The organism is Alteraurantiacibacter aestuarii (genome assembly GCF_039523595.1).
Taxonomy (GTDB): Bacteria; Pseudomonadota; Alphaproteobacteria; order Sphingomonadales; family Sphingomonadaceae; genus Alteraurantiacibacter; species Alteraurantiacibacter aestuarii.
This window is the reverse complement of record NZ_BAAAFP010000002.1, coordinates 235537-260927: the sequence shown is the minus strand read 5'-3', so window position 1 is coordinate 260927 and position 25391 is coordinate 235537. Positions and strand designations below refer to the sequence as shown.

Here is a 25391-nt window from a genome sequence, read left to right as displayed (position 1 = left end):
GGATTGTCTGCAGCAAAGCAGATGAATGCAAGCAAAAGCGGACGTCAAAGCCGGACAGCAAAAGGGCGGCCACTTCCGTGACCGCCCCAAAGCTTGCGTATCGGCAGGACCGATCAGGCGTTGGCACCAACACCTGTCTGACGCCAGCTGTCAGCATAGCTGTCACGCGCGACGTTCGAATAGGGAACCGGCGAGATGATCGCCTTGATCTCTACCTGCTCGTGCGGCTCGACAGTCGGCTTGGACGTGCCGCCATTGGGTTCGCCCCATACCAGCGTCACTTCCTTGCCCATTTCCACCTTGTCCGGATCAATCATGGCCAGCGAGAGCATCTTGCCTTCGTTGGAGGAGTAACCGATCCAGGTGGAAACGCCGATCACTTCGCCGTCCATCTTCACTTCGTCAAACGGGTGCATGGCATACACGGCGCTGGGGAATTCGAAGTACTTGGCACGGCCGCCTTCAGCAAACAGCGAAGACATCACACGGGTGACTTCTTCATTGTCCAGCGCCAGCGTAACCTTCTGCTTGTGCTTCTGGTCCTTCATTTTTTCGAGCGCTTCACGGCCCACGAAATCATGATCGAACTTTACGATGTGGCCATAACCAATGTCCCACGGCGTGAGGTAATAGCCCTCGATGCTGTCAGGAACATAGCTGCCGCCGATCGAGCACATGCCGGCATAGGAAGTGCCCGAAGCCCAGCTGCGGAAAGCCTTCATCATGTCGCAATCGTCAGTGTAGAACGAAGGCAACGGCGAAGGCAGCCAGCCGGATTCCAGCGTGTTGGACGAATAGGCGCGGCCGCCAACCAGCGTCAGACCATGGTCCTTGCCCGCTTCGACCAGTGCCGCATGCACAGCCTTGTAATCAGCCCATGGGCCGAACAGTTCGTAGCCCGGCTGGCCAGCCATGCCGTGACGCAGAGCGATCACGTCTTTGCCGCCAATGCCGACATGGGCCATGTTGAAGAACTTCAGATCTGGCGGGGTCTGGCCCATGGCCTTTTCCAGGATCTTCATGGCGTTGGGGCCCTGAAGCTGGAAGCGATAGTTCTTGCGGACACCGTCAGTACGCAGCGCGGTGCGTTCGTCACGCTCCACGGTCACGTCCCACTTGCTGCCGTCCGGCTTGGGATACTGGGCATGGAATTCGATCCAGTCCAGCGCGGGCGCACGGCCCACCAGGCTGAATTCATTCTCGGCCAGATAGAACAGGATTTCGTCACCGATGACATAGCCATTCGGGGTCACGGCCACATACTGCTTGGCCTTGTTGACGGCGAAATTCTTCATGCTGTTGATGGCGGTATATTCCAGCAGCGCCAGAGCTTCCGGACCGCGAACATACAGCTCAACCATGTGATAGGACTGGTTGAACAGCACGGCGCTGTCTGCCCATGCCTTCTGTTCATTGCGCCAGTTGGAATATTCTGCCGGAACACCGGGATAGGTGTTGGGGCCAACCTGCTGGTTACGCAGGAAGTCGACCACATTGGCCTGTGCGTCCAGCTTCTGCTGAAGGTTCTGTTCACTCATCGGTACTGTCCTCTCCATTGATAGGTTAAAGGGTTAGATCAGGATGCCGGGATTTCAAGCCAGCGTTTGATTGCTTCATTTACTGCGTCCGGCGCTTCCAGCTGGATCATGTGACCAGCCCCCGGAACGATAACGAGGCGGGAATTGGTGATGCGCGCGGCGATGGCTTCATGCTGCTGCGGCCCCGCCCATGCGTCCAGTTCGCCGGTCATGACCAGCGTCGGGCAGGCGATCTGCGGCAACAGGGTTTCCACTTCGGGGCGGGTGACCAAAGCATTGATCTGCGCGTCGAAAACCTCCTGCCCCATGGACAGGCACATGTCCCGCATCGGTGAGTAGATTGCCGGATCGGCCCGGTTTGCGTCTGCCACCATCGGCGGCAGCCACTGATCCACCAGCGCTTCAAAGCCATTGTCATGACCCACCGCCATCAATGCCTCTCGGCTGGCAGGCTCATTCGCGCCCAAGGGGTGAATGCCGGTGGAAACCAATGCCAGTCGGCGCACCCGCTCTGGTGCCTGGCGATAGACTTCCAGCGCCACACGTCCGCCCATGGAATGGCCGAACAGGTCGAAGCGCTGGGCACCGATACGGTCTGCATCGGCCAATGCGATTCGCGCCATTTCGGACAGGGAATCGGCCAGACCATAACTGTTGACCACGTGCGAATCCGCGAAAGCCGCAGATTGCGGCGCATAAATGCGTGAATCGCAGATCAGACCCGGCAGAAACAGCAGCATGACTAAGGTTGGAAATTCACCGTTATTCGCAGTTATGAAATTTTCGTCTATACGAATAAATCGCATTGCGCTAGGGGCTTTGTCATAAGAGTGGCTGACGCTAAGGCGCTGCTGCACGCGCTTTCGAGAGGAGAAGTTTTGATGTCCTATTCCGCCATTCATCCCAACTGGGAAAAGCCCGCCGACAATATGGTGGACGGCTATTCGCTGGAAATGACCGCGAAGGAGATCGAGGGCCTGAAGGAAGCAGCCCCGCTGATCCGCCCCGGCACACAGGTTGCCGTGACCTTCCTGCCCGGCGAAGAGCTGGAGCAGCGTGTTGAGGCCGCCGTGCTGGTGCGCGAACTCGGGTTCGAGCCGATTGTCCACCTGTCTGCCCGCCGCATCGAATCAGAACAGCAGCTGGACTGGTACCTGGGCGAAATCACCCAGAAGGCCGGCGTGAAGCGCGTTTTCATCATCGCTGGCGATCCGCCCGAAGCCGAAGGCCCCTATTCCGATTCGCTGCAGATCATCGAAACCGGCCTGCTGGAAAAGCACGGTATCGAAATCGTCGGCGTTGGCGGCCATCCTGAAGGCCACCCCAACAATACCGCCGCGCAATTGTGGGACTGGATGGAGCGCAAGATTGCCGCCGTCCGCGCCCATGGCATGACCCCGCTGGTGGTCACCCAGTTCGCTTTTGACGATGACGCAATCGTCGCCTGGCTGGCCGAGATGCGCGAACGCGGCATCGATGTGCCTGTGCGCCTTGGCGTGCCCGGCCCGGCCGGCATCAAGCGCCTGCTGGGCTTTGCCAAGCGCTGCGGCGTTGGCGCCTCTGCCAGCGTGATGAAGAAATACGGCGTATCGCTGACCAACCTGATCGGCCGCGCCGGTCCGGACAAGCTGGTCGATTCGCTCAACAGCAAGCTGGGCGAGGCTCATGGCCGCGTGCGCCTGCACTTCTATCCATTCGGCGCGCTGACCGCGTCTGCCGAGTGGATCAACGAATACCACGCCAAGCATAGCTGAGGGGGCCAGCACCATGGCCACCTGCACGCTCAGCCTGTCCTGCCCGATCCGCACGGGGATTTCCTCGCGCGTTTCCAGCTTCACGGCTGATCGTGACTGCGTGATCCTGGAAGCGCAGCAATTTGCCGATCGCAGGACGGGCCGCTTCTTCATGCGGCTTGTCCTCGATCCGCAGACCAATAACCCGGCCGACCTGCGGCGCGACTTTGCCGCGATTGCGGAAAACTTCCAGATGGAATGGAAGCTGCGCGATCCGGACTGGCTGCCCAAGGTGGTACTGATGGTCAGCAAGTTCGACCACTGCCTGGGCGACCTTCTGTATCGCAACCGCATTGGTGAGCTGGACATGGAGGTGGTGGCGATCATCTCCAACCATCCGCAGGAAGTGCTGACCACGTCGCTGATGGGCGATATCCCCTATCACCATCTGCCGATCACCAAGGACACCAAGCCGCAGCAGGAAGCGCAGATCCGCAAGATCATCACCGATACTGGTGCAGACCTGGTGGTGCTGGCGCGTTACATGCAGATATTGTCGGACGAGATGACGGCCTTCCTCAACGGGCGCTGCATCAACATCCACCACTCCTTCCTGCCCGGCTTCAAGGGCGCCAAGCCCTATCACCAGGCTTACAAGCGCGGCGTGAAGATGATCGGCGCGACCAGCCATTATGTGACGATGGATCTGGATGAAGGTCCGATCATCGCGCAGGATGTGGAGCCTTGCGGCCACAGCGAAAGCCCGGAAGACCTGGTGGCCAAGGGCCGCGACGTGGAACGCCGGGTGCTGGCCAGGGCGGTCAAGTCGCACTTGCAGGACCGCGTATTTCTCAATGGCGACCGCACGGTCGTATTTGACGCATAACGGACAAACCCAAAGGGATAACGATGGCTGAGAAGATCGATGGCCGCGCGATTGCACGCGCGCTGGACGAAAAGACCAAGGCACAGGTTGACGAGATGGTGGCAGCGGGCATGAAACGCCCGGGCCTGACCGTGATCCTGGTGGGCGAAGATGGCGCCAGCGAGGTCTATGTTCGCCGCAAGATCAAGGCTTGCGAAAAGGTCGGCATCAACAGTTCAGAACACCGCCTGCCGGCCGATACCTCGCAGGAAGACCTGCTGGCGCTGATCGAGAAGCTCAACAAGGACCCCGAAGTGCACGGCATCCTGTGCCAGGTGCCGCTGCCCGATCATATCGATACGCGGCTGGTGCTGCGCTCGATCAGCCCGGACAAGGATGTCGACGGCTTCCACCCGGTCAATGTGGGCCGCCTGTCCACCGGCACCGGCGGCATCGTCCCGTGCACTCCGCTGGGCGTGATGATCCTGCTCGGCAGCGTGATCGATGATTTCAAGGGCCTGGATGCTGTCGTGATCGGCAAGTCCAACATCGTCGGCAAGCCGGTGGCCAATCTGCTGCTGGATGCCGAATGCACGGTGACCGTGACCCATATCTATACCGAAAACCTGCCGGAGATCGCCCGCAAGGCCGATATCATCGTGGCCGCTGCCGGCGCTCCCGAACTGGTCAAGGGCAGCTGGGTCAAGCCCGGCGCTGTGCTGATCGACGTTGGCATCACCCGCATCAAGGGTGAAGACGGCAAGGAAAAGCTGGTTGGCGATATCGCCTTTGACGAAGTGCAGCACGCCAAGGCCGTCACCCCCGTTCCGGGCGGCGTGGGCCCGATGACGATTGCCTGCCTGCTGGCCAATACGGTGCAGGCAGCACGCGCGCTGCAGGGCGATAATTCGGCATCGAGCGATTATGCCGATGTTCCATCGCGCTCCATGTTTACCGAGGCTGCCGCAAGCAGCTGACCTTCAGCCCATGATTGCCAGCACGCGCAGAGCGTGACAGGATCATGCGGATGAGATCAAACGCGAGCGACTGTGATGTGCTGATCGTGGGTGCCGGTATTGCCGGTATTTCCATGGCAGCACATCTGCAGGACAAATGCGCCAATCTCAGCTTCATGATGGTTGAGCGGCGCGCACAACCGGGCGGCACGTGGGACCTGTTCCGCTATCCCGGCGTGCGCTCCGACAGCGACATGCAGACGCTGGGTTTTGCGTTCGAGCCGTGGGACGATGACCAGTCCATCGCGCCGGGCGGTTCGATCCTGGAATATTTGCGCGGCGTGATCCACAAGCGCGGAATTGCCGATCATATCCGCACCTCCACCACGGTGATTTCCGCCGACTGGCAAGGCGATCAGGCGTGCTGGCTGGTATCGGTCGAAGGCCCTGACGGCCCTGAGAAAGTCCGCGCCCGCTGGCTGTACATGTCCACCGGCTATTACGATTACGACCACCCCTATGACGCGCAGATCACCGGGCTGGAAAGTTTTGCGGGCACGCTCGTCCATCCGCAGTTCTGGCCCGAGAATCTCGATTATGCGGACAAGCGCGTGGTGGTGATCGGATCGGGTGCCACCGCGGTGACGCTGGTTCCTGCAATGGCAGAACAGGCCGGTCATGTGACCATGCTCCAGCGCACGCCCACGTGGATGTCCGTCGGCCCGTCGCGTGACAGGCTGGCGCGCGTGCTGCGCAGGATACTGCCGCGCAAGCTGGCCTATTGGCTGGTGCGCCAGCGCAATATCCGCCTGTTCGATTTCCTCTATCACGCGGCGCGGCGCAATCCGCACATGGCGGCCGAGAAACTGAGCGAAGGCGTGCGCAAGGAACTGGGCGATCTCTATTCGCCCGAAGACTTCACCCCGCCCTATAATCCGTGGGAACAGCGCCTGTGCCTGGTGCCAGACAGCGATCTGTTCAAATCGATCCGGCAGGGCAAGGCCAGCATCGTCACCGCCAAGATCGACACGGTGCAGACAGATGGCATTGCGCTGGAGGGCGGTGAAGTCCTGCCCGCCGATATCATCGTGACCGCCACCGGCCTCAAGCTCAGCCTGGGCGGCCATATCAAGGTCAGCATAGAGGGCCGCCCGGTCAACTGGGGTGAGGAATTCTTCTATCGCGGCTGCATGATCTCCAACGTGCCCAACCTGACCTTCGTGTTCGGCTATCTCAACGCCAGCTTCACGCTGCGGGCGGATAATACCGCGGCTTACAGCTGCCGCGTGCTCAATCACCTGCGCACCAGCGGAACGCAGATTGCCATCGCGCGTCCGCCCGCAGACGGGCTGGTGGAGGGGGAGCCATTCCCGTTCAGTTCCGGCTATCTGATGCGGGACCTGGCGCAGGTTCCCAAGAGCACCGATGCGCTGCCATGGCGGCTCAATCATGATTACCTTGCCGATTGCCGGGACTTTCGCCGCAATGGCGTGGATGACGGACATCTGCAGTTCGAACTGGCACCGCGCGTCACGGACCAAAGCCCAGTGGCGGACCAGCCGGAAATGGCCTAACCCTCGCTCGCATGAGCACATCAGACCGCATCTGGACCGCCGCCCTGGTCGTTATCGGGGACGAGATCCTCTCAGGCCGCACGCATGACAAGAATATCGCCCAGATTGCCAGCTGGCTGCAGGTGCAGGGCATCCGTCTGAAGGAAGTGCGCGTCGTCAGTGACGATATGGATGCCATTGTCGCGGCGGTGAATGCGCTGCGCCATCAATATGACTATCTCTTCACCACCGGCGGGATTGGCCCCACCCATGACGATATCACCGTCGATGCGGTGGCGCAGGCCCTGGGCGTTCCGGTGGTGATCCACCCCGAAGCGCGCGCCATTCTGGAGGAGTATTACAGGGATCGTCCAGGCGGGCTGACCGATGCGCGCCTGCGCATGGCGCGCGTTCCGCAAGGTGCCGACCTGATCCCCAACCGCATGTCCGGCGCGCCGGGCATCAAGCACGGCAATGTGCATCTGATGGCCGGTGTCCCCACCATCACCGCGCAGATGCTCGACGCGCTGACCGGCACGCTGGAAGGCGGCGCGCCGCTGCTGAGTGAAACCGTTGGCGGCTGGATCAAGGAAAGCGAAGTGGCGGACCTGCTGCGCGAGGTGGAGAAGGCCCATGCAGATTGCCAGATCGGCTCCTACCCGTTCTTCCGCGAAGGCCAGACCGGTGCCAATTTCGTGATCCGCTCCACAGACGCAGACGCGCTGGCGAGCTGCGTCGATACCTTGTGCGAAGGACTGGGCGAGATGGGCTTCGACTTCACGCCGGGCGGTATCTGAAGAGTTATCGTCCCGGATCAAGGGTGTGCGCAAACGCAGGCCGATGCATTCCAGCTGACAAAGAAAAAGGGCCGGAGGATCGCTCCCCCGGCCCTTTGCTTATCTGTTCTTCAGTGAAAGGTCGCTCAGGCGCCTTCGACTTCGGCCAAATCGACCTTCAGGCCGGGGCCCATGGTCGAGGTAATCGAGATCTTGCGGACGAACTTGCCCTTGGCACCCGAGGGCTTGGCCCGCACGATGGCATCGGTCAGTGCCTTGAAATTAGCCTTGATGTCCTCATCCTTGAACGACAATTTGCCGATACCGGTGTGGATGATGCCCATCTTCTCGACACGGAATTCAACCTGGCCGCCCTTGGCGTCCTTGACGGCCTGTTCCACGTTCGGAGTAACGGTGCCCAGCTTGGGGTTCGGCATCAGGCCCTTGGGGCCCAGCACCTTGCCCAGGCGGCCAACCACACCCATCATGTCCGGCGTGGCAATCACGCGGTCATAATCGAGGTTGCCGGCCTGCATGTCTTCCATCAGGTCCTCTGCACCAACCTTGTCGGCGCCAGCGGCCAGAGCCTTTTCAGCGTTGTCACCGCGCGCAAACACGGCAACCTTCACGTCCTTGCCGGTGCCCGAAGGCAGCGACACCATGCCGCGAACCATCTGATCGGCATGACGCGGGTCAACGCCCAGGTTCATGGCCACTTCGACGGTTTCGTCAAACTTCTTGGATGCGTGTTCACGCAGCAGGGCAATCGCCTCATCGACATTATAGGCCTTCTCGGCATCGAGAACGGCCAGAGTCTTCTGCTTCTTGGTCAGCTTTGCCATTGTGTCAGCCCTCCACCACTTCGAAGCCCATCGAACGGGCAGAGCCTTCGATGATCTTCATTGCCTGATCGATGTCATTTGCGTTGAGATCGACCATCTTGGTCTCGGCAATTTCCTTGACCTGTGACTTGGTGACCTTGCCGGCAACAACCTTGCCCGGCTCTTTCGAACCGGATTTCAGGTTGGCGGCCTTCTTCAGCAGGTAGCTGGCAGGCGGGGTCTTGGTGATGAAGGTAAAGCTGCGATCGGCATAGACGGTGATCTTCGTCGGGATCGGCATGCCCTTTTCAAGGCTGTCGGTCGAGGCGTTGAAAGCCTTGCAGAATTCCATGATGTTCACGCCGCGCTGACCCAGTGCAGGGCCAATCGGGGGTGAAGGGTTTGCAGCGCCCGCAGGCACCTGCAAATTGATATAGCCGGTAATCTTCTTGGCCATGTGACCATTCCTTTCTCACTGTCGGCCCCGGTTTCCCAGGGCCTCATGGTAAGCGGTACAAACGGCCCGCAAGCGAGCCTCCCGCATGGATTCCCTTTCGGGAAGGGGCGCGAATAGGCGCGCAATCTGTAAAAATCAACCGATCATGCGCATGTAGCGATGAGAAACATCGAAACACCAACAGTCCAACACAATATTTCCGCAGCAAGGTCCGGGAAAGCACTATCCTTGCAAATATCTGCCAATAATCTTAGTGCTTTAAAGAAAAGGAGTAGGGGACATTCGGAGATATTTTGCAAATTTGGCAGTCCTGTCGATGTTCTTTTCGGGGGCCGCACTGGCGGCGGAACCGAAGGTCCTGGAACCAACATCAGATTGGACTCTGGATTACGGGGAAGAAAGATGCAGTCTGATACGCGATTTCGGTCAGCTCAATGAAGAGGGACTCGGCCTGCGGATCGACTCTTATGGCTCGCTCGCCTCGTTTCGGATAAGCTTGATCGGCGATCTCGTACCGCGCAACCGGCGGCCAGTCAGCAACATTGCCTATTCACAGTCTCCTGACACCGAATTGCGAACCGACATCGGGGCTCTCAACGGCACAATCGGAGAGTTCCGCTCTATCCAATTCTCAGTGGCATTTCTTCCGGCACAAGTCGAAAAGGAACAGAATGTTGCAGTTCGGCCCACCGATAACGAGGCCCTTGGCGAAGCTGCCGCGCCCAATCAAATTGATCTGCAGTTCGAATCCCTGGTCGATTCCTTCACCGTTGAAATGCGGCGGGGTCGACCAATAAGGCTCGAAACCGGCCCGATCGGACCAGCGCTGGAGGCAATGCGTCATTGCGTGGACGACTTGCGAGCCAGTTGGGGCCTTAACCCTGAGCAACAAAGGTTGATCAGTCGGCGCGCATTTCCCAATGCCGATGCGGTGAGGGCGGTAACGGAGAGCTATCCGGACTCTCTCGCGTGGCGCGGCACCAACGGGTTCATCCCCTTGCGTGTGATGGTGCCGGCCAGCGGACTCGCGACACAATGTGTCGTCCAGCTGCCCAATGCCCCGGAAGCCTTCGCCGAAGCGGCATGCGACAGGCTTGGCAACAATTTCAATCCGGCCCTGGATGAAAATGGTGAGCCAATCGACAGCTTCTACCAGACCTCGGTTCTCTATCTGGTCAGGAACTAATAACCAGATATCAACAAGGCCAGCCGACGCTGGCCGCACGTTGGTTGCTGGTGGCCCCGGATCAAATCCGGGGTCACGCCTGCGCCGTTACTTGACCAGTTCGACCTGTTCGAATTCCAGCTCCACCGGGGTGGCGCGGCCGAAGATCGAAACGCTGACCTTGACCTTCTGCTTGTCGAAATCGAGTTCTTCCACCAGGCCGTTGAAGCTGGCAAAGGGACCTTCGAGCACCTTTACCTGATCGCCGATATCGTATTCGACCGTGACCTGCTTCTTGGGAGCGGACTTGGCATCCTCGACACCGCCGAAGTAGCGCGCGGCTTCCTTCTCGGTGATCGGCTGCGGCTTGTTGTTGGCGCCCAGGAAGCCGGTGACCTTGGGGGTGTTCTTGATGAGGTGATACACGTCATCGGTCATGTTCAGCTTGGCCAGCACATAGCCGGGCATGAACTTGCGTTCGACCTGAACCTTCTTGCCGCGCTTCACTTCGGTCACGGTTTCCGTGGGGACTTCCACTTCTTCCACGCCATCGGACAGACCCAGGCGCTCGGCCTCGGAAAGGATGGAATCGCGAACCTTGTTCTCGAAGCCGGAATAAGCGTGGATGATGTACCAGCGGGCCATCTGAAATCTCTTTCGTTACGAAATGTGTCGGGCCAGGAACGCTCGGGCGCTCAGACCAGCGAGAGCAGCCAGCGCACAAGCGCGCCGAACAGCGAATCAACGCCAAGGAAGAAGAGCGAGAGAATCAGCACCAGAATGCCGACGAAGATCGACGTGCGGATGGTCTCTTCGCGCGAAGGCCACACCACCTTGGATGTTTCCGAACGCACCTGCCGGATGAATTCACCCGGCGATGTCTTTCCGTCCTTGGCCATATTCGTGCCCTTCGCTTCCTTGCGATAAAACCAGATTTGCCTTTCGCCATAGGTCCATCGCCGCCCCGATTGTGGATCGGGAGGGGCTTTGATGCTCCGATGTCGGAAGACGTGGGGCTATTTAGGGTGCTGGCGCGCATATGGCAAGACACGCTTGTGGCAGCGTTAATGGCCCCGCCGATTGCATCGCCTGCGACCGGGTACGCCCCAGGCCAGCGGCGCTGGTTACAGCTGCAACATTAGGGCTGGCCACTCCTGCATCTTGCCTATAGCCTCTTGCGCTCAAACAGGGATTTCTTGAGGGGGTCGCCACCTTGGCACAAGCGCAGCAATCGGTCGGCATGATCGACCATGTCACCAATGTATCCGATTTCATCTGGGGTGGCACGTGGAACGGGGAAACCCTTGGCTGGCTTTCCATCGGCGGCCAGCCGCTGCCACCGATGACCATTATCCTGCTGGGCATTGGCCTGTATGTGATGATCGGGCTGCGGTTCTATCCCATCATCAAGCTGGGCAATGCCTTTGCCGGCCTGTTCAAGAGCCGCAAGAGCGCCGGTTCGGGTGAGATCAGCCCGTTCGCCGCGCTTTCCACCGCCCTTTCGGGCCAGGTGGGCACGGGCAATCTGGCGGGCGTTGCCACCGCCATCGCGCTGGGCGGACCCGGAGCGATCTTCTGGATGTGGATGACCGCGCTGATCGGCATGGCGTTGGCCTTTGCCGAAGGCTCGCTGGCCATCCGCTATCGTGAAAGGACCAGTGACGGCGTCTATCGCGGCGGTCCAATGAGCTACATCATGATCGGCCTCGGCCCGAAATGGACCTGGCTGGCGATCGTCTTTTGTATCGGCACGCTGTTTTCCGCGCTGGTTACCGGCAATTCGATTCAGGCCAATGCCGTTGCAGACGGCATGAACGAGTTGTTCGGAATTGAGGAATGGCTGGGCGGCCTGATCACTGCCGTGCTGGTTTTCGTGGTCATCATCGGCGGCATCAAGTCCATCGGCAATGTGGCGGAGAAGGTCGTCCCCTTCATGGCCGCAGCCTATATCGTGATGGCGGTGATCGCGCTGATCCTGAACTTCGGCGACCTGCCCGAAACATTCGCCCTGATCTTCAACGGCGCCTTCAACACGCAGGCGGCAAGCGGCGGCTTCATCGGCGCAGCGATCATGCTGGCGATCCGTGCGGGCGTGGCGCGCGGGCTGTTCTCCAACGAGGCGGGCCAGGGCTCCACCCCTATCGCCCATGCCGTGGCGCAGACCGACGATCCCGAACAGCAGGGCCGCATGGCCATGCTGGGCACGTTCATCGATACCATCGTGATCTGCACCATGACCGCGCTGGTCATGCTGACGGTGGAGGGCAATTTCACCGCCGGCGGTGAGGCTGTGCGCCACGCGTGGAATTCCGACCTTCAGGGCTTTGCCATGACCAGCGGCGCCTTTGCTGCGGCCTTCCCGTTCGAAATCGCCTCCATCCCGCTGGGCACGCTGATCGCCAGCATCGCGCTGATCCTGTTCGTGTTCACCACCTTGCTGACCTGGTCCTATTACGGTGAGCGGGCGATCACCTTCATTTATGACCGCGTGCCGGGATCGACCCGTCAGGGCGAAAAGGTGCTGCACATGGCCTGGCGCGTGCTGTGGTGCGTGGTGATCTATGTCGGCAGTTCGCAGGACCTGACGCTGGTCTGGCGGTTGGGAGATATCGCCAATGCGGCGATGGCCCTGCCCAACCTGCTGGCGCTGGCGCTGCTGTCTGGCGTGGTGTTCGCGCTGGCCCGCGGCGATCGCAAGGCCGGGCCGGACCATCTCGCCGATACACCTGAAGAACCGGACGAATACTGACCGGCAGCCCCGGCCAGGCAAGTCACCACAAACACGAAGGGCCGGTCATCATGACCGGCCCTTTGTACTTTGGCTGAGGTTTTCGGGTCAGCCCCCGACTGCTTCAGTGGCGGCGGAACAGCCGCGCGAAGAAGCCTGGTTCTTCCATCGGCAGGATCGGACCATGCGATGCGTGGGGAAAGGCCATGTCGACCTGAGCACGGGCGCGACGGGAAATATTTGCCCGCCCTGAGCCTAGCTGGCCTGAAACTGTCCGTGCTGAACGAAAAATCTTCGCCATGTGACTGCTCCTTATAGCACCCCCGCGGCATGAAATGCCGAAGGGCCGGCCAGGTTCCCGCGCAAAGCGAAATACCCGACCGTGCATGGCTATGCCCGCCATGGGTGATTCTCAAAGAGAGGCGGACCAATGATCCACAAGTAAATGGCGCCACAGGTAAATGGCACCACCGGTAAATGGCAGGGGTGTGCGGACTCGAACCGCAGGCCCTCGGTTTTGGAGACCGATGCTCTACCAACTGAGCTACACCCCTGCAGGCGGAGTGCGCCTCTATAGCGCCTTCTCATCAATGGCAAGCGACGGATGCGTTCCGAATTGCTAGAGCGCGGTTGATGCATGCACCGATACCCTTTGTTCTGCCCGCCGAACTGCTGTTGCTGGCCTATCGCAGCGGCGTGTTCCCCATGTCCGATGGACGTGAGGATCATGAGCTGTTCTGGGTGGAGCCGCGCGAACGGGCGGTGATCCCGCTCGATCATTTCAGGCTGTCCCGCTCGCTGGCCAAGGTGCTGCGACAGGACCGGTTTACCGTCACCTGCAACCAGGACTTTCCCGCCGTGATCCGCGCCTGCGCCCAGCCACGGCCCGACCATCCCGACACATGGATCAGCCAGCGGATCGAGGCGAGTTATATCCAGCTTCACGAGACCGGCCACGCCCATTCGCTGGAATGCTGGCAGGACGGCGCGCTGGTTGGCGGCCTTTACGGGGTGAGCTTTGACCGGGTGTTCTGCGGGGAAAGCATGTTCAGCAACGCTACCGATGCCTCCAAGGTGGCGATGGCGTGGCTGGTCGCGCTGATGCGGCTGGCCGGATACCGCCTGCTGGACTGCCAGTTCCTGACCGGGCACCTGGCATCGCTGGGCGCGCGCACGGTGACGCGCGACGAGTATCTGGAATTGCTGACAGATGCCTGCGCCGATCATTTCCCGGCAGACCTGCCCGCAGCGCACAGGGCGCTGCTGGAATTGGCCCGCTCGGGTCAGGAACGATCAGGTCAGGAAGGGGTGTCTTCCTCACCCGGGAAGCTCATCGCGCAGTCCTTGACCCAGACGTCATAGATCGGATGCTCGACCACGTTGACGGCAGGCGCTTCCTTGTAGAGCCAGCCTGAAAAGATCCGTTTCCATTCCGGATCGGACCCGGCCTCCTCCCGCTCCTGCACCAGCACCTGGACAAAGGCACCCGTCAGCGCTGGGGTTTCCCATGGGGCCGTGCGCTCACAGGCGGCAAGGCGGATGATGACATCATCGATGCGGCGCGATTCGCCCGGCTTCATCTCGATATCGCGAGAGATATTGTTGCGCTTGTTGATCAGACCGATCGTGGCGACCCGCTCTTCCAGCGGTGTGCCAAGGCCCGGATCAACCTCGACCGGGGGCAGATCGGATCCCGCCAGTTCCTCGGGAATTTCGGTCTGTTCGGCCTCGGGCTCCGGCGCGCCGCTGCCGCATGCCGCCAGGGACAGCAGCCCCGCCCCGGCCACAGCTACGGCCGCAGCGAGGCGCAATCGCTTCACGCCTCCGGTGTCCAGGCTTCGTAATCGCCCGTGGCCGGTGCCCGCTTGCCGCCGCGCTCCAGCGCGCCGGCGGGACGATAGGCGTCCTGCGTGCCGGTGGCATTGGGGGAGTAGTCCACTTCCCAGATCTTGGGTGCGGGCAGATGGCTTTCGGGCAGTTCGTCATAGGAACCATGCAGCCAGCCGTGCCATTCCGCCGGTACGCGGCTGGCATCGTTGGCGCCATTATAGATGACCCAGCGCCGCTCCCGCGCGCCGTCCTTGACCCGCTTTGATCGGTAATATCTGTTGCCCTGCCCATCCGTGCCGACCTGCTCGCCATTGCGCGCAGACCACAAGGATGTGCCGATGGTGGCACCGTCCCACCAGGTGAAGATTTTACCCAAGATGCTCATGATGTCGTTCCCATGGCCGCGCGCCTAGCCGTTTTTACCCGCGGGGCGCAAGCACATCCGAGTGCTTACCATTGCACCGTGTCGCCCGCTTCTATGCCCAGTTCGGCGGTCCGTCCCGCGTTCAGCTCCAGCACGGCTGCTGCCGGAGCATCGGACGGTATCGGCTGTTCGGAATAAGGCGTGGCATCGCGGGCGATATTGATGATGCGATTGTCCGGCCCGATGAAGATGATATCCAGCGGGATCACCGTGTTGCGCATCCAGAAACTGGCCATGCGAACCTGCGCCAGCGGGAAGATCATTCCCTCATTCGCGCCCATTTCCGTGCGGAACATCAGGCCCATCTGCTGCTCCCCGGGCGAAGCGGCCACTTCCACGCGAAATGCATGCGTCTGATCGCCGGAAGTTCCGGAAATTATCGTCAGCGGGATGACCGTAAGGCCCGAAACAGGATGGACACCGGCTTCCTGCGCCGCCGGACTGAGCGGCGCATCGGTTGCGGCCTGCGTCGAACAGGCGGCCAGCGCCAGGGCGAAAGCCGCCGCCGCCATGCCCAGCAGCCTGTCAGTCTTCATCATGCAATTCCTCGTCCAGTTCATGCGCCCATTCCAGCGCGGCCTGTTCGCTGGCTGCATCCACCATTTCGCGGGCGCTGTCGAGACTGTGGCCCGCCCGCAGCATGGCCGCGATGTGCTTTTCGCGCCGATCCCTGTCTGATGGGTCCCTGGCGAAGGGGCCAAAGCGCCGTTTGCGGGCCAGCGCCAGTGCGGCGTGGCGCTGCTCTGCCTCGCCCGCGCGCACATCTTCGCGTATTGTGCTGGAAATACCCGCCTGCCCCAGCTCCTGATCGACTCGGCGGTTGCCATATCCGCGCCGCATCAGACTGCCGCTTTTTGCCCGGGCAAAGGCCTCGTCATCGATATAACCCAGCTCGACATAACGATCGACCAGCGCAGAAATATCAGGCGGCGGTAAATTCTCTGCCCAGCCGCGCTCGCGCAGTTTGCGCGCCAGATATCGCTCCAGTTTGGCCGAAGAAGTGGCGTAACGCGCCACATAGGCGAGCGCCATCTCCTGCAATCGTGCCGCATCGAGAGGCTTTTTTACCCTCTTTTCCTGCTTACAGTCTTGTCTATAAGGAGCCATCGGCCTTATTCGTGCCACACTTCCTGACAAATGGGAAAGTTTGTTGCGGGGTCGACCATCCAGTCGGCTCCCTTTTTTCGATGAGGGAAGCGCCACCAGAGCGTGCAGAACGAGGGTCGCCGCAAGTTCCTATGACAGAATTGACACCTACCCCCAATGATTGCGCCCTGCCGCGAATCCGCGCAGATTTCGCCACGTTCAATGACGCGGTGGATTATGCCGCGAAGAGCGAAAAGGGCCTGAACTTTCACGACATGCGCGGCACGCTGCACCGCGTCTATCGCTATAGCGAGATGCGTGACGATGCCATGGCCATGGCCTATCGCCTGGTTGCCGCGGGCGTAACCAAGTCTGACCGGGTGGCGCTGATTGCCGAAACCGGACCGGAATTCGCAGCGCTGTTCTGCGCCTGCACCTTTGTGGGCGCATGGCCGGTGCCGCTGCCGCTGCCGACCACTTTTGGCGGCAAGGACAGCTACATCGATCAGCTTTCCGTGCAGCTGCAAAGCTCCGATCCCAAGATGCTGATCTACCCGCCGGAAATTGCCGAGATGGCGGCTGCGGCGGCTGAACGGCAAGGCTGCGAAGGCATCGACTGGGATGAGCTGGCCCAGCGCCCGGCGCCCGTGGTCGATCTGCCCAAGGCCGATCCTGAGGATATCTGCTACCTGCAATATTCCAGCGGATCGACCCGCTTCCCGCAAGGCGTGGCGGTCACCCACCGGGCTTTGCTGCACAATCTGTATGGCCACGCCGCCAGCATGGAAATCGGCAGCAATGACCGGGTGGTCAGCTGGCTGCCGTGGTATCATGACATGGGGCTGGTCGGCTGTTTCCTGTCGCTGATCGCCAACCAGGTCAGCGTGGATTACCTCAAGACCGAACATTTCGCGCGCCGCCCGCTGGCATGGCTGGACCTGATCAGCCGCAACAAGGGCACCACGCTCTCCTATTCACCCACGTTCGGCTATGACATCTGCGCGCGGCGCATTTCCAGCCAGAGCCATGTGGCCGACCGCTTCGACCTTTCGCGCTGGCGACTGGCCGGCAATGGTGCGGACATGATCCGCCCGGACGTGATGCAGAATTTCGTCAACGCCTTCTCCGATGCCGGGTTCAAGGCCAGCGCCTTCACCCCCAGCTATGGCCTGGCAGAGGCGACGCTGGCGGTCACCGTCATGCCGCCGGGCGAAGGCATTCGCGTTGAACTGGTGGAGGAAGAGCGCCTGTCCGGCTCTCCCCGCGATCTTTCGCGCCCCGCCCGCTACCGCGCCATCGTCAATTGCGGCAAGCCGCTGCCCGACATGGATGTCGAAATTCGCGGAGAGAACGACAAGCCGCGCAAGGATCACCAGATCGGCAAGGTCTGGTGCCGCGGCCCCAGCGTGATGCATTCCTATTTCCGCAACCCGGAAGCGACTGCCGAATGCCTGGTCGATGGCTGGCTGGATACCGGCGACATGGGCTATATGGCGAACGGCTATCTGTTCATCGTCGGCCGCGCCAAGGACATGATCATCATCAATGGCAAGAACCATTGGCCGCAGGATATCGAATGGGCGGTGGAACAACTGCCCGGCTTCAACCATGGCGACATCGCCGCCTTTGCGGTCGAGACTGAAAATGGCGAGGAAGCTCCCGCCGTGCTGGTCCATTGCCGCGTGTCCGATCCTGACGAACGGATAAAGCTGCGCAACGAAATCCGCGACAAGGTGCGTGCGATCACCGGCATGAACTGTGTGGTCGAACTGGTGCCCCCGCGCACTCTGCCGCGCACCAGCAGTGGCAAGCTGAGCCGCGCCAAGGCCAAGAAGCTCTACCTGTCGGGTGAAATCGCTCCGTTCGAACTGGCTGCCTGAGGCTGGTCGGGCGCGGGCGGTCGCGAACGGACGCGCTAGCCCAGCAGCAGAACGCCGATCAGCACCACCAGCGCCAGCAGGCTGACGCCCCACACCAGTGTGCGCACCACCGGAATGCCTGCCCAATAGAGCGGCAGGTAGATCACTCTTGCTCCCAGCCACACCCATGCCGCGATGGCGGTAAGGCCATCCGCCTTGCCTGCCACGAAGACGCCCAGCAGCAGGGCGATGGCGATGGGGTAGGTTTCCAGGAAATTTCCGCGCGCGCGGTCCAGCCGTCCGGCAATGTCATTCAGCGGCGGCAGATCCTCATCGCGCGCGCCCATGTTCCAGCCGGTGCCATATTGCTGCGTCTTGTAGCGTATGGCGATCATGATGTGCGCCAGTGCCAGCAGCGTGCTGAGCGCAAGGACGGTAAGTTCGGCTGGCATCTGCGTGGTTCCTATTCCTCAGGCGTGGACCAGACCACGCTGACATCGCCGTAACCCCCGCCGCTGGCCGCAGTCTGGGCCACGACGCCGCGTTCAGCCAGGGCGAGGCGGACAAGCTCCACGGCATCCCTGCGGCCTTCCAGCCGGACCGGTAAGCCAACCCGCTGCACCGCCCATTCGATCAGGCCAATGCCCTGCTGGGCCGATGGCGCCATCTCCTCACCATTGAAGGCAAGCCGCGGCAAGGCACGGGCGGGCGGGATCAGGCGAATGTTCCAGTCAGGCTCACGCGAAGCAATCCGGCGTTCCAGTTCCCTGTAAGCGCCCAGCGTGGCCCCTTCCAGCGGGCGCGCTGTTACCGTGGCCCGGCGGCGCTCGCGGTCCACCGTTACAGCCTCTGTGCTCACGCCGGCGATCAGCGCCAGACGATCCGCCAGAGTCTCGGCCTTGGCAAGATCTGCCTCCTGCCGGGCCAGCGTGGCCGAAAGCTGAGCCTGTTCCGCCGCCTGCGCGCTGGTGCCAACGCGGTATTGGGTCAATTGCACGTCGACCGGTTCACCCAGTGTCCGGCTCATCGCGCGGGCGGTGATACGCTCTGCATCGCTGTTGAGTTCGGGGGTCAGCACCGTGGCCGAAACCTGGATTGGCTCAGTGTTGAGATTGGTCTCGATCTGCGACAGCCGGGCCCGGTCATCGAAGGCTTCCAGCACCACCGAATTGATCTGCCGCGTGGCGTTGGTTTCCCACACAATCTGCCGCAGCGAGATGTACAGCGGGATTGCCAGCGTCACGAAGGCAAGAAGGATCAGGGCGGATTGCAGATGCGTCTGCTTTTCGGAAAGATTGGTGCGGAAGCCATACAGCCGCGCCATCACCGCAGCGGTCAGCGCAATAGTCATCAAGTTGGTGACGAATAGCAGCAGGGCGCCGGAAAAGACCGTCCAGTTGAAGGTTGCCAGACCATATCCCACCACCGCCAGCGGCGGCATCAGGGCGGTGGCGATGGCCACACCCACAATCGTGCCCTCACGGCCGCGAATGATTGCATACCCGCCAGCCACGGCGGAAAACAGCGCCACCAGAAGATCGAAGATATTGGGCCGGGTGCGCGCGGCAATTTCTGAAGTGAGCGTCTGCAACGGCGACATGAACACCACGATCGCGCAGAACAGCACCGCAAACAGCGTGCCGATCGCCAGCGAGCGGGCGGACTGCCGCAGCCACTGGAAATCACCGACAGCCAGGGCAAAGCCCACGCCCATGATCGGGTCCATCAGCGGAGACAGCAGCATAGCGCCGATCACCACCGCCGGAGAGGATAGCAGCAGGCCCAGGATGGCAATGCCCGCCGACATGGAAATCATCAGCAGATAGCGCGAGCTCAGCTCACATTCCGCCCGGCGCTTTTCGATAACGGCGGCCTGATCGACAGAGCTTGTGACCGAACTGCGCCACCAACGTTGCCAGCTTCTGACAACCCGCCCGAAATTTTCTGTCCGCCCCGCGGGCGCGTCACTTGCCATTACCATCGCCTCCAGAGGGAAAGCACGGTATATGCAGATGGATGGGAAAGTGGAACGCTTGAAATGCGTGTCTTGCCTTCCTAATACAGTAGATATGTTCCAGGAGGGATGAGGCAGGACATGGCAATCAGCACCGAAACAACGACCAAAGTGGCAAGCGATCTGGAGCTTACTCCCCCTGATCCGGTGCCCGCTGTCGCCCCTGAGAAGGCCGCCGGCCTTGTCCCGGTGGACCAGGAAAAGAAGAGCGCGCTGGACGAAAAGGTGGACGGCTTCGTTGCAGAACTGGTCGCGCTGGACGCCAAATCGCCCGATTTCGGCAAGAAGGTGGATCAGATCACCAACATGGGCCGCAAGGAAATCCAGGCAGCAGCCGGCATGTCCAACCGTTTCCTCGATCGCCCGGTGCGCGCGATGGATCAGGAAAGCGGCGTGGGCACCGATCTGGCCGAATTGCGGCGCACGGTTGAAGACCTCGATCCCGGTCGCAAGGGCAAGATGAGCGGCCGCAAGCTGTTCGGCATCATTCCGTTCGGCAACAAGCTGAAGAACTATTTTGACAGCTACACATCCGCGCAGGGCCATATTCAGGCGATCCTGGCGCGGCTTTCCAGCGGCAAGGACGAGCTGCTGATGGACAATGCCGCCATCGATGTGGAGCGGCAGAAGCTGTGGGAGGCGATGGGCAATCTGGAACAGATGATCCACATCGCCAAGACCCTGGATGAGCGGCTGGAGGACAAGGCCGCCGATCTGGACTCGAGCGATCCCGACAAGGCCCGCGCGATCCGTGAGACCGCGCTGTTCTATGTCCGCCAGCGCACGCAGGATCTGCTGACGCAGATGGCTGTCAGCGTGCAGGGCTATCTGGCGCTGGATCTGGTCAAGAAGAACAATGTCGAGCTGGTGAAGGGCGTCGATCGCGCCAGCACCACCACCGTGGGCGCATTGCGCACCGCCGTGACCGTGGCGCAGGCGATGACCAACCAGCGGCTGGTGCTGGGGCAGATAACCGCGCTGAACCAGACCACCGCCGGGATCATCGATTCCACCGGCCAGCTGCTGCGTGAAAACACCGCGCAGATCCACGAACAGGCCGCCAGCAGCACCATTCCGATGGAAACGCTGCAACGCGCCTTCCAGAACATCTATGACACGATGGATGAGGTCGACAGCTTCAAGCTGCGCGCGCTTTCCAGCATGAAGCAGACGGTGGAAGTATTGTCAGGCGAGGTTGAAAAGTCGAAAGGCTATATCGCCCGCGCCGAAGGACAGGCGCAGGCGCAGCTTTCTGCCAATGACAGCTCATTGCTGAGTCTCGACAGCTGATGGCAGAAGACCTCACCCGCCACAGCGAGCGCCTGATTACCGAGGGCCGCGCGCTGGTTCGGGATAACCAGCAGGGCGGCCGCCACCGGCTGGGTCCGGCCATTGGCGAGGGATCGCGGCGGCTGAGGCGCGGCACGATGATGAAGCGCATCAAGCTGATCGCCGCATCGCTGTTTGCCATTGTCCTGGCATCGTCGGTGGCAGGCATCGTGCTTGAGGGCATCGGCTTTATTGGCGTGATGATCACCTTCCTGGCGATTGTCGCGGCGGTGGTGATCTTCGGCAATTATCCCAGGACCAGCATGCCCAAGCGGGCCGATCTGACCAGGACACAGGATGCCCGCCAGCTGGTGGCCCGCACCGAACTGTGGCTGGAACATCAGCGCCCCGCCCTGCCCCCGCCCGCCGTCAGGATTGTCGAGGATATCGGCGTGCAGCTGGATGCGCTGGGCCTGCAGCTGGAACATGTCGACCCCGCCCATCCCGCCGCTGCCGAAACGCGCAAGCTGGTGGGCGAGGTGTTGCCCGAGATGATCGACAGCTATCGCCGGATCCCCGGGCACCTGCGCCGGGAGCAGCGCGCCGGCTCCACGCCCGATGCGCAACTGGTGGATAGCCTGGGCAAGATCAGCAAGGAAATTGACCACGTGACGCGGCAGCTGGCCGAAGGATCGCTGGACGATCTGGCCATCCGCACGCGCTATCTCGATTACAAATATGGCGATGCAGAAGCTTTGCCCGCTCCGGAGAAGACCTGATGCAAGTCGCCATTCCGCACCAGTTGGGCCGCGAGGAAGTGCGCCGCCGCCTGCGCGGTTCCAGCCATGAAATCGCCGATGCCATCCCCGGCGGCATGGCCGATGTGGAAACTGACTGGCCAAGCGAAGACCGGATGACGATGGCCATCAAGGTGATGGGCCAGCACCTGGCCGGCTATATCGATATTGCCGAGGATCAGGTGGTGTTCTTCATGGACCTGCCGCCCGCGCTCAGCTTCATCAAGCCGATCGTGGAAGGGGCCATCAGGCAGGGCGGACAGAAACTGCTGGCCCCGCCGCCAGCCGAATAACCTGACGCGCTAGAGCTTGCGGTCCAGTTCCAGATAGGATCGCGGAATGCGCAGCGCCTCCGCCGCCATGCGCGTTTCGCGCAGGAACAGGATCAGCGCGGACATCAGCAGTGCAATGGCCAGGATGAATGTGCCTGCCACCAGCGGCTGAATGCCGGTGTCGACGAATTCCTCGATAAACAGCAATGCGACGGTCAGGCCGATGAAAAGGCCGGAGATGACCAGCAGCAATATGGCCTTGCCGATCAGCGCAATGCGCCGGTCCGCCAGACGGATTTCGCGCACCACGGCATCGTGGTCCATGCCCTCGGTATCCGCGTGGCGGCGCTGCAATTCGCGCGATCGATCGACAATCCTGCCAAGCCGGGTGGACAGGATGTTCATGATATTGCCGATGGCCACCAGCACGAACACCGGGGCCAGAGCCAGCTGGATGGTTTGCGCGATCATGTGACTATACGCTCTTTCATTGGTTGGACGCACCGCCCAGCTTGCCCACTTTCTGGGCGCCTTGCATGGTGGTGACGAGTATCTCGTTGCCATCCACGATCACCGCGACATCTTCCAGCCCGATCACCGAAATGCGCGGTCCGTCGGTTTCCGCCAGCACGTTGCGGCAATCGACCAGTTCGGCATTGCCGCGCACGCGGTTGCCGTTCTCGTCAGCCTCTCGCGCATCGCGCAGGGCATGCCAATTGCCAATGTCGGACCAGCCCATCGCCACGGGCACCATCGCCGCGCGGTTGGTTCTTTCCATGACCGCATAGTCGACCGATTCCCCGTCTATCGCGGCGAAGGCCCCGGCAGCTGGGTGGAAGGCGTGGCCATCCTCGCGCCCGGCGGCCACGGCGCGCTCCACTGCTTCGGCGATATCGGGTCGATGGGCCCGCAATTCATCCATGAAAGCGCCCGCGCGGAAGGCAAAGATGCCGCCGTTCCAGCTGTATCCGCCATCATCCAGAAAGGCCTGCGCCCGTTCCAGATCGGGCTTTTCGACAAAGCGATCGACCTTGTAGCCGCCATCCAGGGCCTCGCCCCTCCTGATATAGCCGAAGCCCGTTTCGGGCGCTGTGGGGGTGATGCCAAAGCTGACCATCCAGTCCTGCCGGGCCAGCTGGGCGGCCGAGCGTGCGGCGCTGCAAAAGGCCGCCACATCGGCGATATGGTGGTCACTGGGACACACCAGCATCACCGCATCAGGGCTGAGGCGGACAGCGGCCAGCGCAATCGCGGCGGCGGTATTCTTTGCTTCCGGCTCCACTATCACTTGAACGCCGGCGATGCCCGCAGTCTGCGCCTCGACGTGCGGCAGGTGTGCTGCGCCGGTCACGATCACGGGGGCGGCAAACAGGCCGTTATCGCCGCACCGATCCAGCGTCGCCTCGAACAGGGTCCGGTCCCCCACCAGCGGCAGGAACGGCTTGGGCATGGCCTTGCGGCTGCGCGGCCACAGGCGCGTGCCGCTCCCTCCGCACAGGACAACCGGATGGATAGCGCTCATCTGCTTTATTCTCCTCTGGGTTGCCTTGCCTGTCGCGGCTCTTAGCGGGAATTATTGCCTGCGGAAGAAATCTTGTCGCCAGCCATAGCGTGCAGGCACCGCATTGCCGAGAGCGTCGGTTGCCGGATTGAACCTGATCCGCTCCACCACCAGCGGGCAGACCAGCGCATTGGTCTGCGGATCGGGACCGGGGCTGCTGACGCTGCAAGCAGACGCCCGGCCATCCACGCCCACGGTGAACACCACCGTCACAGACGTGCCCTCGCGCACGGATCGTCCACCTTCGGGTATCGGAAAATCGCGCGCTGAATCGATCGTGCCGGATCGAACGGACGGCCTGGTGACTGCAATACCTCCGCGGCCCTGGCCAAAGCGGCCACTGCCGGTGCCAATCCCCTCGCCCGCAGCGCCAGTCCCATCGCCCTGCGCGGTTGCACCTGCCGCATTGGCATTGCCGGTGGATGCCGTGCGCGGAAGCGGACTTGGGCTGGGCAGCGGGTTTTGCGGTGCCATCTGCTCGCGCGCCTGGGCATCGCGCCCTGCCGCAGCGGCAGCGCCCTCGTCAGGCTGGGGGTTCTGCACCGGCTCAGGCTCGTTCTCCGGCTGTTGAGGTGCGGTGATGATCACGGTAATCGTGGAAGTTGCACGCTCTATCATGCTGGCGGTGAAGTCCGGGGCCAGCAGCCGTGCCAGCAGCACCCCTGCCAGCAAGTGTCCCAGCACAATCAGCAACACCAGCCACCAGCGCGGCCGGCGGCGCGGCTGATAACCGCCCGCTGTGCCCAGGTCCTGCTGGCTGGAGTGCCGTATCATCGCTCGAAAATCGCCATAGATCACCTGCCCATGCCAAACCCTATCGCCTGCGGGCACATAATGGCAATTCTAACAGCATTCGTCATGACCTGAACAATGGCTGTCCCACACCGATGCCTGCCAAAGGGGTAAGGCGGGAGATGGCGCATTGACCAATATGCTTTGGCAATGCGCCGTGGGGCAATTACACAGGCTTTGGCGCAGGCCTCCAAGCTATGCAGGATCAGGGATTGAAGCTGCTCTATATTGAGGACAACGCCGATGCCGCGGCTGACCTTACGGCACTGCTGGCGCGGCAGGGCAGCCAGGTCGTGTGGGAAATGCGCGGGGCCGATGGCTTGCGCCGCGCCGCGCTGGAGCCATTCGATGCCATCATCCTGGACCGCATGCTGCCCGATATGGACGGGCTGGAAATTGTCGCCCGCCTGCGAACCAGCGGCGTGGATGCGCCGGTGCTGATGCTGTCCGCACTGGGACGCGCCGCCAACCGGGTTGAGGGCCTGGATGCCGGAGTGGATGATTACCTGGCCAAACCCTATGAACCTGATGAGCTGATGGCCCGGCTCAAGGCGCTGGTTCGCCGCGCCGAGGGACGCACCCATTCTGCCATCATCATCTATGGCCAGTTCGAATGCCATGTGAAGGCGCGCACCGCTTTCAGGCGTAATGTGCACATCCCGCTCAGCCCCAAGGAATTCGAACTGTTCCGCTATTTCATGGAGAACGCGGGGGAGACGGTGACGCGGGACATGTTGCTGCGCGATGTGTGGAAGATGAATTTCGATCCCCAGACCAATGTGGTGGACGTCAATATCGGTCGGCTGCGGCGCAAGCTGGAGGCTGGCTTTGATGCACCCGCGCTGGAAACGATCTGGGGCACCGGTTACCGGCTGACGCGCGGCGAATAGTCTGG

The 25391-nt window shown here is 61.6% G+C and carries 29 protein-coding genes and 1 tRNA gene; 13 read left to right on the top strand and 17 right to left on the bottom strand.

From position 1 onward, the window contains the following. Positions 1-113: 113 nt before the first annotated feature. On the bottom strand, positions 114-1538 hold the full coding sequence (desA, locus tag ABDZ98_RS04860) for a syringate O-demethylase (RefSeq protein ID WP_160589304.1): 1425 nt from the start codon (positions 1536-1538) through the stop codon (positions 114-116). A 38-nt stretch (positions 1539-1576) separates the two neighbouring features. Beyond that, complete coding sequence (locus tag ABDZ98_RS04855; RefSeq protein WP_160589303.1) at positions 1577-2278, bottom strand: alpha/beta fold hydrolase; 702 nt, start codon at positions 2276-2278, stop codon at positions 1577-1579. Between the two features lie 141 nt (positions 2279-2419). On the opposite strand from ABDZ98_RS04855, the gene ABDZ98_RS04850 reads away from it, so the two are divergent. The 5 genes from ABDZ98_RS04850 to ABDZ98_RS04830 are packed head-to-tail and all read left to right on the top strand — an operon-like array spanning position 2420 to position 7442. Further along, the gene (locus ABDZ98_RS04850; RefSeq protein ID WP_160589302.1) at positions 2420-3292 is read left to right on the top strand and encodes a methylenetetrahydrofolate reductase; all 873 of its coding nucleotides are present in this window, start codon (positions 2420-2422) and stop codon (positions 3290-3292) included. Between the two features lie 13 nt (positions 3293-3305). After that, positions 3306-4157, top strand: a complete 852-nt coding sequence (gene purU, locus ABDZ98_RS04845; RefSeq protein ID WP_160589301.1) for a formyltetrahydrofolate deformylase — start codon at positions 3306-3308, stop codon at positions 4155-4157. Positions 4158-4180: 23 nt separating this feature from the next. Further along, positions 4181-5113, top strand: a complete 933-nt coding sequence (folD, locus tag ABDZ98_RS04840) for a bifunctional methylenetetrahydrofolate dehydrogenase/methenyltetrahydrofolate cyclohydrolase FolD (protein WP_160589300.1) — start codon at positions 4181-4183, stop codon at positions 5111-5113. A gap of 50 nt (positions 5114-5163) precedes the next feature. Then, on the top strand, positions 5164-6666 hold the full coding sequence (locus ABDZ98_RS04835) for a flavin-containing monooxygenase (RefSeq protein WP_160589299.1): 1503 nt from the start codon (positions 5164-5166) through the stop codon (positions 6664-6666). 11 nt (positions 6667-6677) lie between these two features. Next, positions 6678-7442, top strand: a complete 765-nt coding sequence (locus tag ABDZ98_RS04830) for a competence/damage-inducible protein A (RefSeq protein ID WP_160589298.1) — start codon at positions 6678-6680, stop codon at positions 7440-7442. A 125-nt stretch (positions 7443-7567) separates the two neighbouring features. On the opposite strand, the gene rplA is transcribed toward ABDZ98_RS04830, so the two are convergent. Together rplA and rplK are read right to left on the bottom strand one after the other, a co-directional pair. After that, a complete protein-coding gene (rplA, locus tag ABDZ98_RS04825; protein WP_160589297.1) occupies positions 7568-8263 on the bottom strand; it encodes a 50S ribosomal protein L1 in 696 nt (231 codons plus the stop codon). A gap of 4 nt (positions 8264-8267) precedes the next feature. Further along, complete coding sequence (gene rplK / locus ABDZ98_RS04820; protein ID WP_160589296.1) at positions 8268-8699, bottom strand: 50S ribosomal protein L11; 432 nt, start codon at positions 8697-8699, stop codon at positions 8268-8270. Positions 8700-9015: 316 nt separating this feature from the next. Between rplK and ABDZ98_RS04815 the strand changes: the two genes are divergently transcribed. Beyond that, entirely contained in the window at positions 9016-9885 is an 870-nt protein-coding gene (locus ABDZ98_RS04815; protein WP_160589295.1) for a hypothetical protein, read from the top strand. 87 nt (positions 9886-9972) lie between these two features. On the opposite strand, the gene nusG is transcribed toward ABDZ98_RS04815, so the two are convergent. Next, entirely contained in the window at positions 9973-10509 is a 537-nt protein-coding gene (gene nusG / locus ABDZ98_RS04810; RefSeq protein WP_160589294.1) for a transcription termination/antitermination protein NusG, read from the bottom strand. A 50-nt stretch (positions 10510-10559) separates the two neighbouring features. After that, on the bottom strand, positions 10560-10763 hold the full coding sequence (gene secE, locus ABDZ98_RS04805; RefSeq protein ID WP_160589293.1) for a preprotein translocase subunit SecE: 204 nt from the start codon (positions 10761-10763) through the stop codon (positions 10560-10562). 341 nt (positions 10764-11104) lie between these two features. On the opposite strand from secE, the gene ABDZ98_RS04800 reads away from it, so the two are divergent. Next, positions 11105-12613 (top strand): amino acid carrier protein, encoded by a 1509-nt coding sequence (locus ABDZ98_RS04800; RefSeq protein ID WP_160589558.1) that lies wholly within the window; start codon positions 11105-11107, stop codon positions 12611-12613. Positions 12614-12716: 103 nt separating this feature from the next. Here ABDZ98_RS04800 and ABDZ98_RS04795 read toward each other — a convergent pair whose 3' ends face one another. After that, positions 12717-12893 (bottom strand): hypothetical protein, encoded by a 177-nt coding sequence (locus ABDZ98_RS04795; RefSeq protein ID WP_160589292.1) that lies wholly within the window; start codon positions 12891-12893, stop codon positions 12717-12719. 177 nt (positions 12894-13070) lie between these two features. Continuing rightward, positions 13071-13146, bottom strand: a tRNA-Trp gene (locus tag ABDZ98_RS04790). A 79-nt stretch (positions 13147-13225) separates the two neighbouring features. Between ABDZ98_RS04790 and aat the strand changes: the two genes are divergently transcribed. Next, positions 13226-13954, top strand: coding sequence for a leucyl/phenylalanyl-tRNA--protein transferase (aat, locus tag ABDZ98_RS04785; RefSeq protein ID WP_160589291.1), 729 nt, complete (start codon positions 13226-13228; stop codon positions 13952-13954). Here the strand turns inward: aat and ABDZ98_RS04780 are convergent. From ABDZ98_RS04780 to ABDZ98_RS04765, 4 genes are all read right to left on the bottom strand, one after another. Next, positions 13891-14412, bottom strand: a complete 522-nt coding sequence (locus ABDZ98_RS04780; protein WP_337190121.1) for a DUF2155 domain-containing protein — start codon at positions 14410-14412, stop codon at positions 13891-13893. The two genes, aat and ABDZ98_RS04780, sit on opposite strands and share 64 nt — an antisense overlap. Further along, a complete protein-coding gene (locus tag ABDZ98_RS04775) occupies positions 14409-14807 on the bottom strand; it encodes an NADH:ubiquinone oxidoreductase subunit NDUFA12 (RefSeq protein WP_160589290.1) in 399 nt (132 codons plus the stop codon). The genes ABDZ98_RS04780 and ABDZ98_RS04775 overlap by 4 nt, the downstream gene beginning before the upstream one ends. A gap of 65 nt (positions 14808-14872) precedes the next feature. Next, on the bottom strand, positions 14873-15382 hold the full coding sequence (locus ABDZ98_RS04770; RefSeq protein ID WP_343806018.1) for a DUF192 domain-containing protein: 510 nt from the start codon (positions 15380-15382) through the stop codon (positions 14873-14875). Then, on the bottom strand, positions 15372-15878 hold the full coding sequence (locus ABDZ98_RS04765; RefSeq protein ID WP_237437302.1) for a regulatory protein RecX: 507 nt from the start codon (positions 15876-15878) through the stop codon (positions 15372-15374). The genes ABDZ98_RS04770 and ABDZ98_RS04765 overlap by 11 nt, the downstream gene beginning before the upstream one ends. Positions 15879-16084: 206 nt before the next feature. Here ABDZ98_RS04765 and ABDZ98_RS04760 point away from each other — a divergent pair, with 206 nt between their 5' ends. After that, complete coding sequence (locus ABDZ98_RS04760; protein ID WP_160589288.1) at positions 16085-17812, top strand: fatty acyl-AMP ligase; 1728 nt, start codon at positions 16085-16087, stop codon at positions 17810-17812. Positions 17813-17847: 35 nt separating this feature from the next. On the opposite strand, the gene ABDZ98_RS04755 is transcribed toward ABDZ98_RS04760, so the two are convergent. Both ABDZ98_RS04755 and ABDZ98_RS04750 read right to left on the bottom strand, forming a co-directional pair. Further along, complete coding sequence (locus ABDZ98_RS04755; RefSeq protein ID WP_160589287.1) at positions 17848-18243, bottom strand: MAPEG family protein; 396 nt, start codon at positions 18241-18243, stop codon at positions 17848-17850. Positions 18244-18254: 11 nt separating this feature from the next. Beyond that, positions 18255-19766 (bottom strand): TIGR00341 family protein, encoded by a 1512-nt coding sequence (locus tag ABDZ98_RS04750; protein ID WP_160589286.1) that lies wholly within the window; start codon positions 19764-19766, stop codon positions 18255-18257. A 126-nt stretch (positions 19767-19892) separates the two neighbouring features. Between ABDZ98_RS04750 and ABDZ98_RS04745 the strand changes: the two genes are divergently transcribed. From ABDZ98_RS04745 to ABDZ98_RS04735, 3 genes are read left to right on the top strand one after another with little or no spacing between them, the layout of a single operon-like run. Continuing rightward, the gene (locus tag ABDZ98_RS04745; RefSeq protein ID WP_419866754.1) at positions 19893-21095 is read left to right on the top strand and encodes a toxic anion resistance protein; all 1203 of its coding nucleotides are present in this window, start codon (positions 19893-19895) and stop codon (positions 21093-21095) included. Then, positions 21095-21853 carry a hypothetical protein gene (locus ABDZ98_RS04740; RefSeq protein ID WP_160589284.1) on the top strand — a complete coding sequence of 253 codons (759 nt, stop codon included), beginning with the start codon at positions 21095-21097 and terminating at the stop codon, positions 21851-21853. The genes ABDZ98_RS04745 and ABDZ98_RS04740 overlap by 1 nt, the downstream gene beginning before the upstream one ends. After that, positions 21853-22164 carry a polyhydroxyalkanoic acid system family protein gene (locus ABDZ98_RS04735; protein ID WP_160589283.1) on the top strand — a complete coding sequence of 104 codons (312 nt, stop codon included), beginning with the start codon at positions 21853-21855 and terminating at the stop codon, positions 22162-22164. The genes ABDZ98_RS04740 and ABDZ98_RS04735 overlap by 1 nt, the downstream gene beginning before the upstream one ends. Before the next feature lie 9 nt (positions 22165-22173). Here ABDZ98_RS04735 and ABDZ98_RS04730 read toward each other — a convergent pair whose 3' ends face one another. The 3 genes from ABDZ98_RS04730 to ABDZ98_RS04720 are packed head-to-tail and all read right to left on the bottom strand — an operon-like array spanning position 22174 to position 24478. Next, on the bottom strand, positions 22174-22614 hold the full coding sequence (locus tag ABDZ98_RS04730; RefSeq protein ID WP_160589282.1) for a DUF2721 domain-containing protein: 441 nt from the start codon (positions 22612-22614) through the stop codon (positions 22174-22176). A 16-nt stretch (positions 22615-22630) separates the two neighbouring features. After that, complete coding sequence (locus tag ABDZ98_RS04725) at positions 22631-23665, bottom strand: mannose-1-phosphate guanylyltransferase (RefSeq protein ID WP_160589281.1); 1035 nt, start codon at positions 23663-23665, stop codon at positions 22631-22633. Positions 23666-23716: 51 nt separating this feature from the next. Next, the gene (locus ABDZ98_RS04720) at positions 23717-24478 is read right to left on the bottom strand and encodes a hypothetical protein (protein ID WP_160589280.1); all 762 of its coding nucleotides are present in this window, start codon (positions 24476-24478) and stop codon (positions 23717-23719) included. A gap of 215 nt (positions 24479-24693) precedes the next feature. On the opposite strand from ABDZ98_RS04720, the gene ABDZ98_RS04715 reads away from it, so the two are divergent. Continuing rightward, a complete protein-coding gene (locus ABDZ98_RS04715) occupies positions 24694-25386 on the top strand; it encodes a response regulator transcription factor (RefSeq protein WP_160589279.1) in 693 nt (230 codons plus the stop codon). Positions 25387-25391 lie beyond the last annotated feature (5 nt).

Excerpts from the sequence above, each read along its gene's own strand:
- ABDZ98_RS04765 (WP_237437302.1), bottom strand. The coding sequence starts at position 15,878 with ATGGCGCTCGCCTATGTGGCGCGTTACGCCACTTCTTCGGCCAAACTG.
- ABDZ98_RS04715 (WP_160589279.1), top strand. The coding sequence starts at position 24,694 with ATGCAGGATCAGGGATTGAAGCTGCTCTATATTGAGGACAACGCCGAT.
- ABDZ98_RS04755 (WP_160589287.1), bottom strand. The coding sequence starts at position 18,243 with ATGCCAGCCGAACTTACCGTCCTTGCGCTCAGCACGCTGCTGGCACTG.
- ABDZ98_RS04725 (WP_160589281.1), bottom strand. The coding sequence starts at position 23,665 with ATGAGCGCTATCCATCCGGTTGTCCTGTGCGGAGGGAGCGGCACGCGC.
- ABDZ98_RS04850 (WP_160589302.1), top strand. The coding sequence starts at position 2,420 with ATGTCCTATTCCGCCATTCATCCCAACTGGGAAAAGCCCGCCGACAAT.
- rplA (WP_160589297.1), bottom strand. The coding sequence starts at position 8,263 with ATGGCAAAGCTGACCAAGAAGCAGAAGACTCTGGCCGTTCTCGATGCC.
- ABDZ98_RS04760 (WP_160589288.1), top strand. The coding sequence starts at position 16,085 with ATGACAGAATTGACACCTACCCCCAATGATTGCGCCCTGCCGCGAATC.
- aat (WP_160589291.1), top strand. The coding sequence starts at position 13,226 with ATGCATGCACCGATACCCTTTGTTCTGCCCGCCGAACTGCTGTTGCTG.
- rplK (WP_160589296.1), bottom strand. The coding sequence starts at position 8,699 with ATGGCCAAGAAGATTACCGGCTATATCAATTTGCAGGTGCCTGCGGGC.
- ABDZ98_RS04740 (WP_160589284.1), top strand. The coding sequence starts at position 21,095 with ATGGCAGAAGACCTCACCCGCCACAGCGAGCGCCTGATTACCGAGGGC.
- ABDZ98_RS04720 (WP_160589280.1), bottom strand. The coding sequence starts at position 24,478 with ATGATACGGCACTCCAGCCAGCAGGACCTGGGCACAGCGGGCGGTTAT.
- ABDZ98_RS04815 (WP_160589295.1), top strand. The coding sequence starts at position 9,016 with ATGTTCTTTTCGGGGGCCGCACTGGCGGCGGAACCGAAGGTCCTGGAA.
- ABDZ98_RS04730 (WP_160589282.1), bottom strand. The coding sequence starts at position 22,614 with ATGATCGCGCAAACCATCCAGCTGGCTCTGGCCCCGGTGTTCGTGCTG.
- ABDZ98_RS04775 (WP_160589290.1), bottom strand. The coding sequence starts at position 14,807 with ATGAGCATCTTGGGTAAAATCTTCACCTGGTGGGACGGTGCCACCATC.
- ABDZ98_RS04835 (WP_160589299.1), top strand. The coding sequence starts at position 5,164 with ATGAGATCAAACGCGAGCGACTGTGATGTGCTGATCGTGGGTGCCGGT.
- ABDZ98_RS04770 (WP_343806018.1), bottom strand. The coding sequence starts at position 15,382 with ATGAAGACTGACAGGCTGCTGGGCATGGCGGCGGCGGCTTTCGCCCTG.
- ABDZ98_RS04800 (WP_160589558.1), top strand. The coding sequence starts at position 11,105 with ATGATCGACCATGTCACCAATGTATCCGATTTCATCTGGGGTGGCACG.
- ABDZ98_RS04750 (WP_160589286.1), bottom strand. The coding sequence starts at position 19,766 with ATGGCAAGTGACGCGCCCGCGGGGCGGACAGAAAATTTCGGGCGGGTT.
- folD (WP_160589300.1), top strand. The coding sequence starts at position 4,181 with ATGGCTGAGAAGATCGATGGCCGCGCGATTGCACGCGCGCTGGACGAA.
- ABDZ98_RS04795 (WP_160589292.1), bottom strand. The coding sequence starts at position 12,893 with ATGGCGAAGATTTTTCGTTCAGCACGGACAGTTTCAGGCCAGCTAGGC.
- desA (WP_160589304.1), bottom strand. The coding sequence starts at position 1,538 with ATGAGTGAACAGAACCTTCAGCAGAAGCTGGACGCACAGGCCAATGTG.
- ABDZ98_RS04830 (WP_160589298.1), top strand. The coding sequence starts at position 6,678 with ATGAGCACATCAGACCGCATCTGGACCGCCGCCCTGGTCGTTATCGGG.
- ABDZ98_RS04735 (WP_160589283.1), top strand. The coding sequence starts at position 21,853 with ATGCAAGTCGCCATTCCGCACCAGTTGGGCCGCGAGGAAGTGCGCCGC.
- purU (WP_160589301.1), top strand. The coding sequence starts at position 3,306 with ATGGCCACCTGCACGCTCAGCCTGTCCTGCCCGATCCGCACGGGGATT.
- nusG (WP_160589294.1), bottom strand. The coding sequence starts at position 10,509 with ATGGCCCGCTGGTACATCATCCACGCTTATTCCGGCTTCGAGAACAAG.
- secE (WP_160589293.1), bottom strand. The coding sequence starts at position 10,763 with ATGGCCAAGGACGGAAAGACATCGCCGGGTGAATTCATCCGGCAGGTG.
- ABDZ98_RS04855 (WP_160589303.1), bottom strand. The coding sequence starts at position 2,278 with ATGCTGCTGTTTCTGCCGGGTCTGATCTGCGATTCACGCATTTATGCG.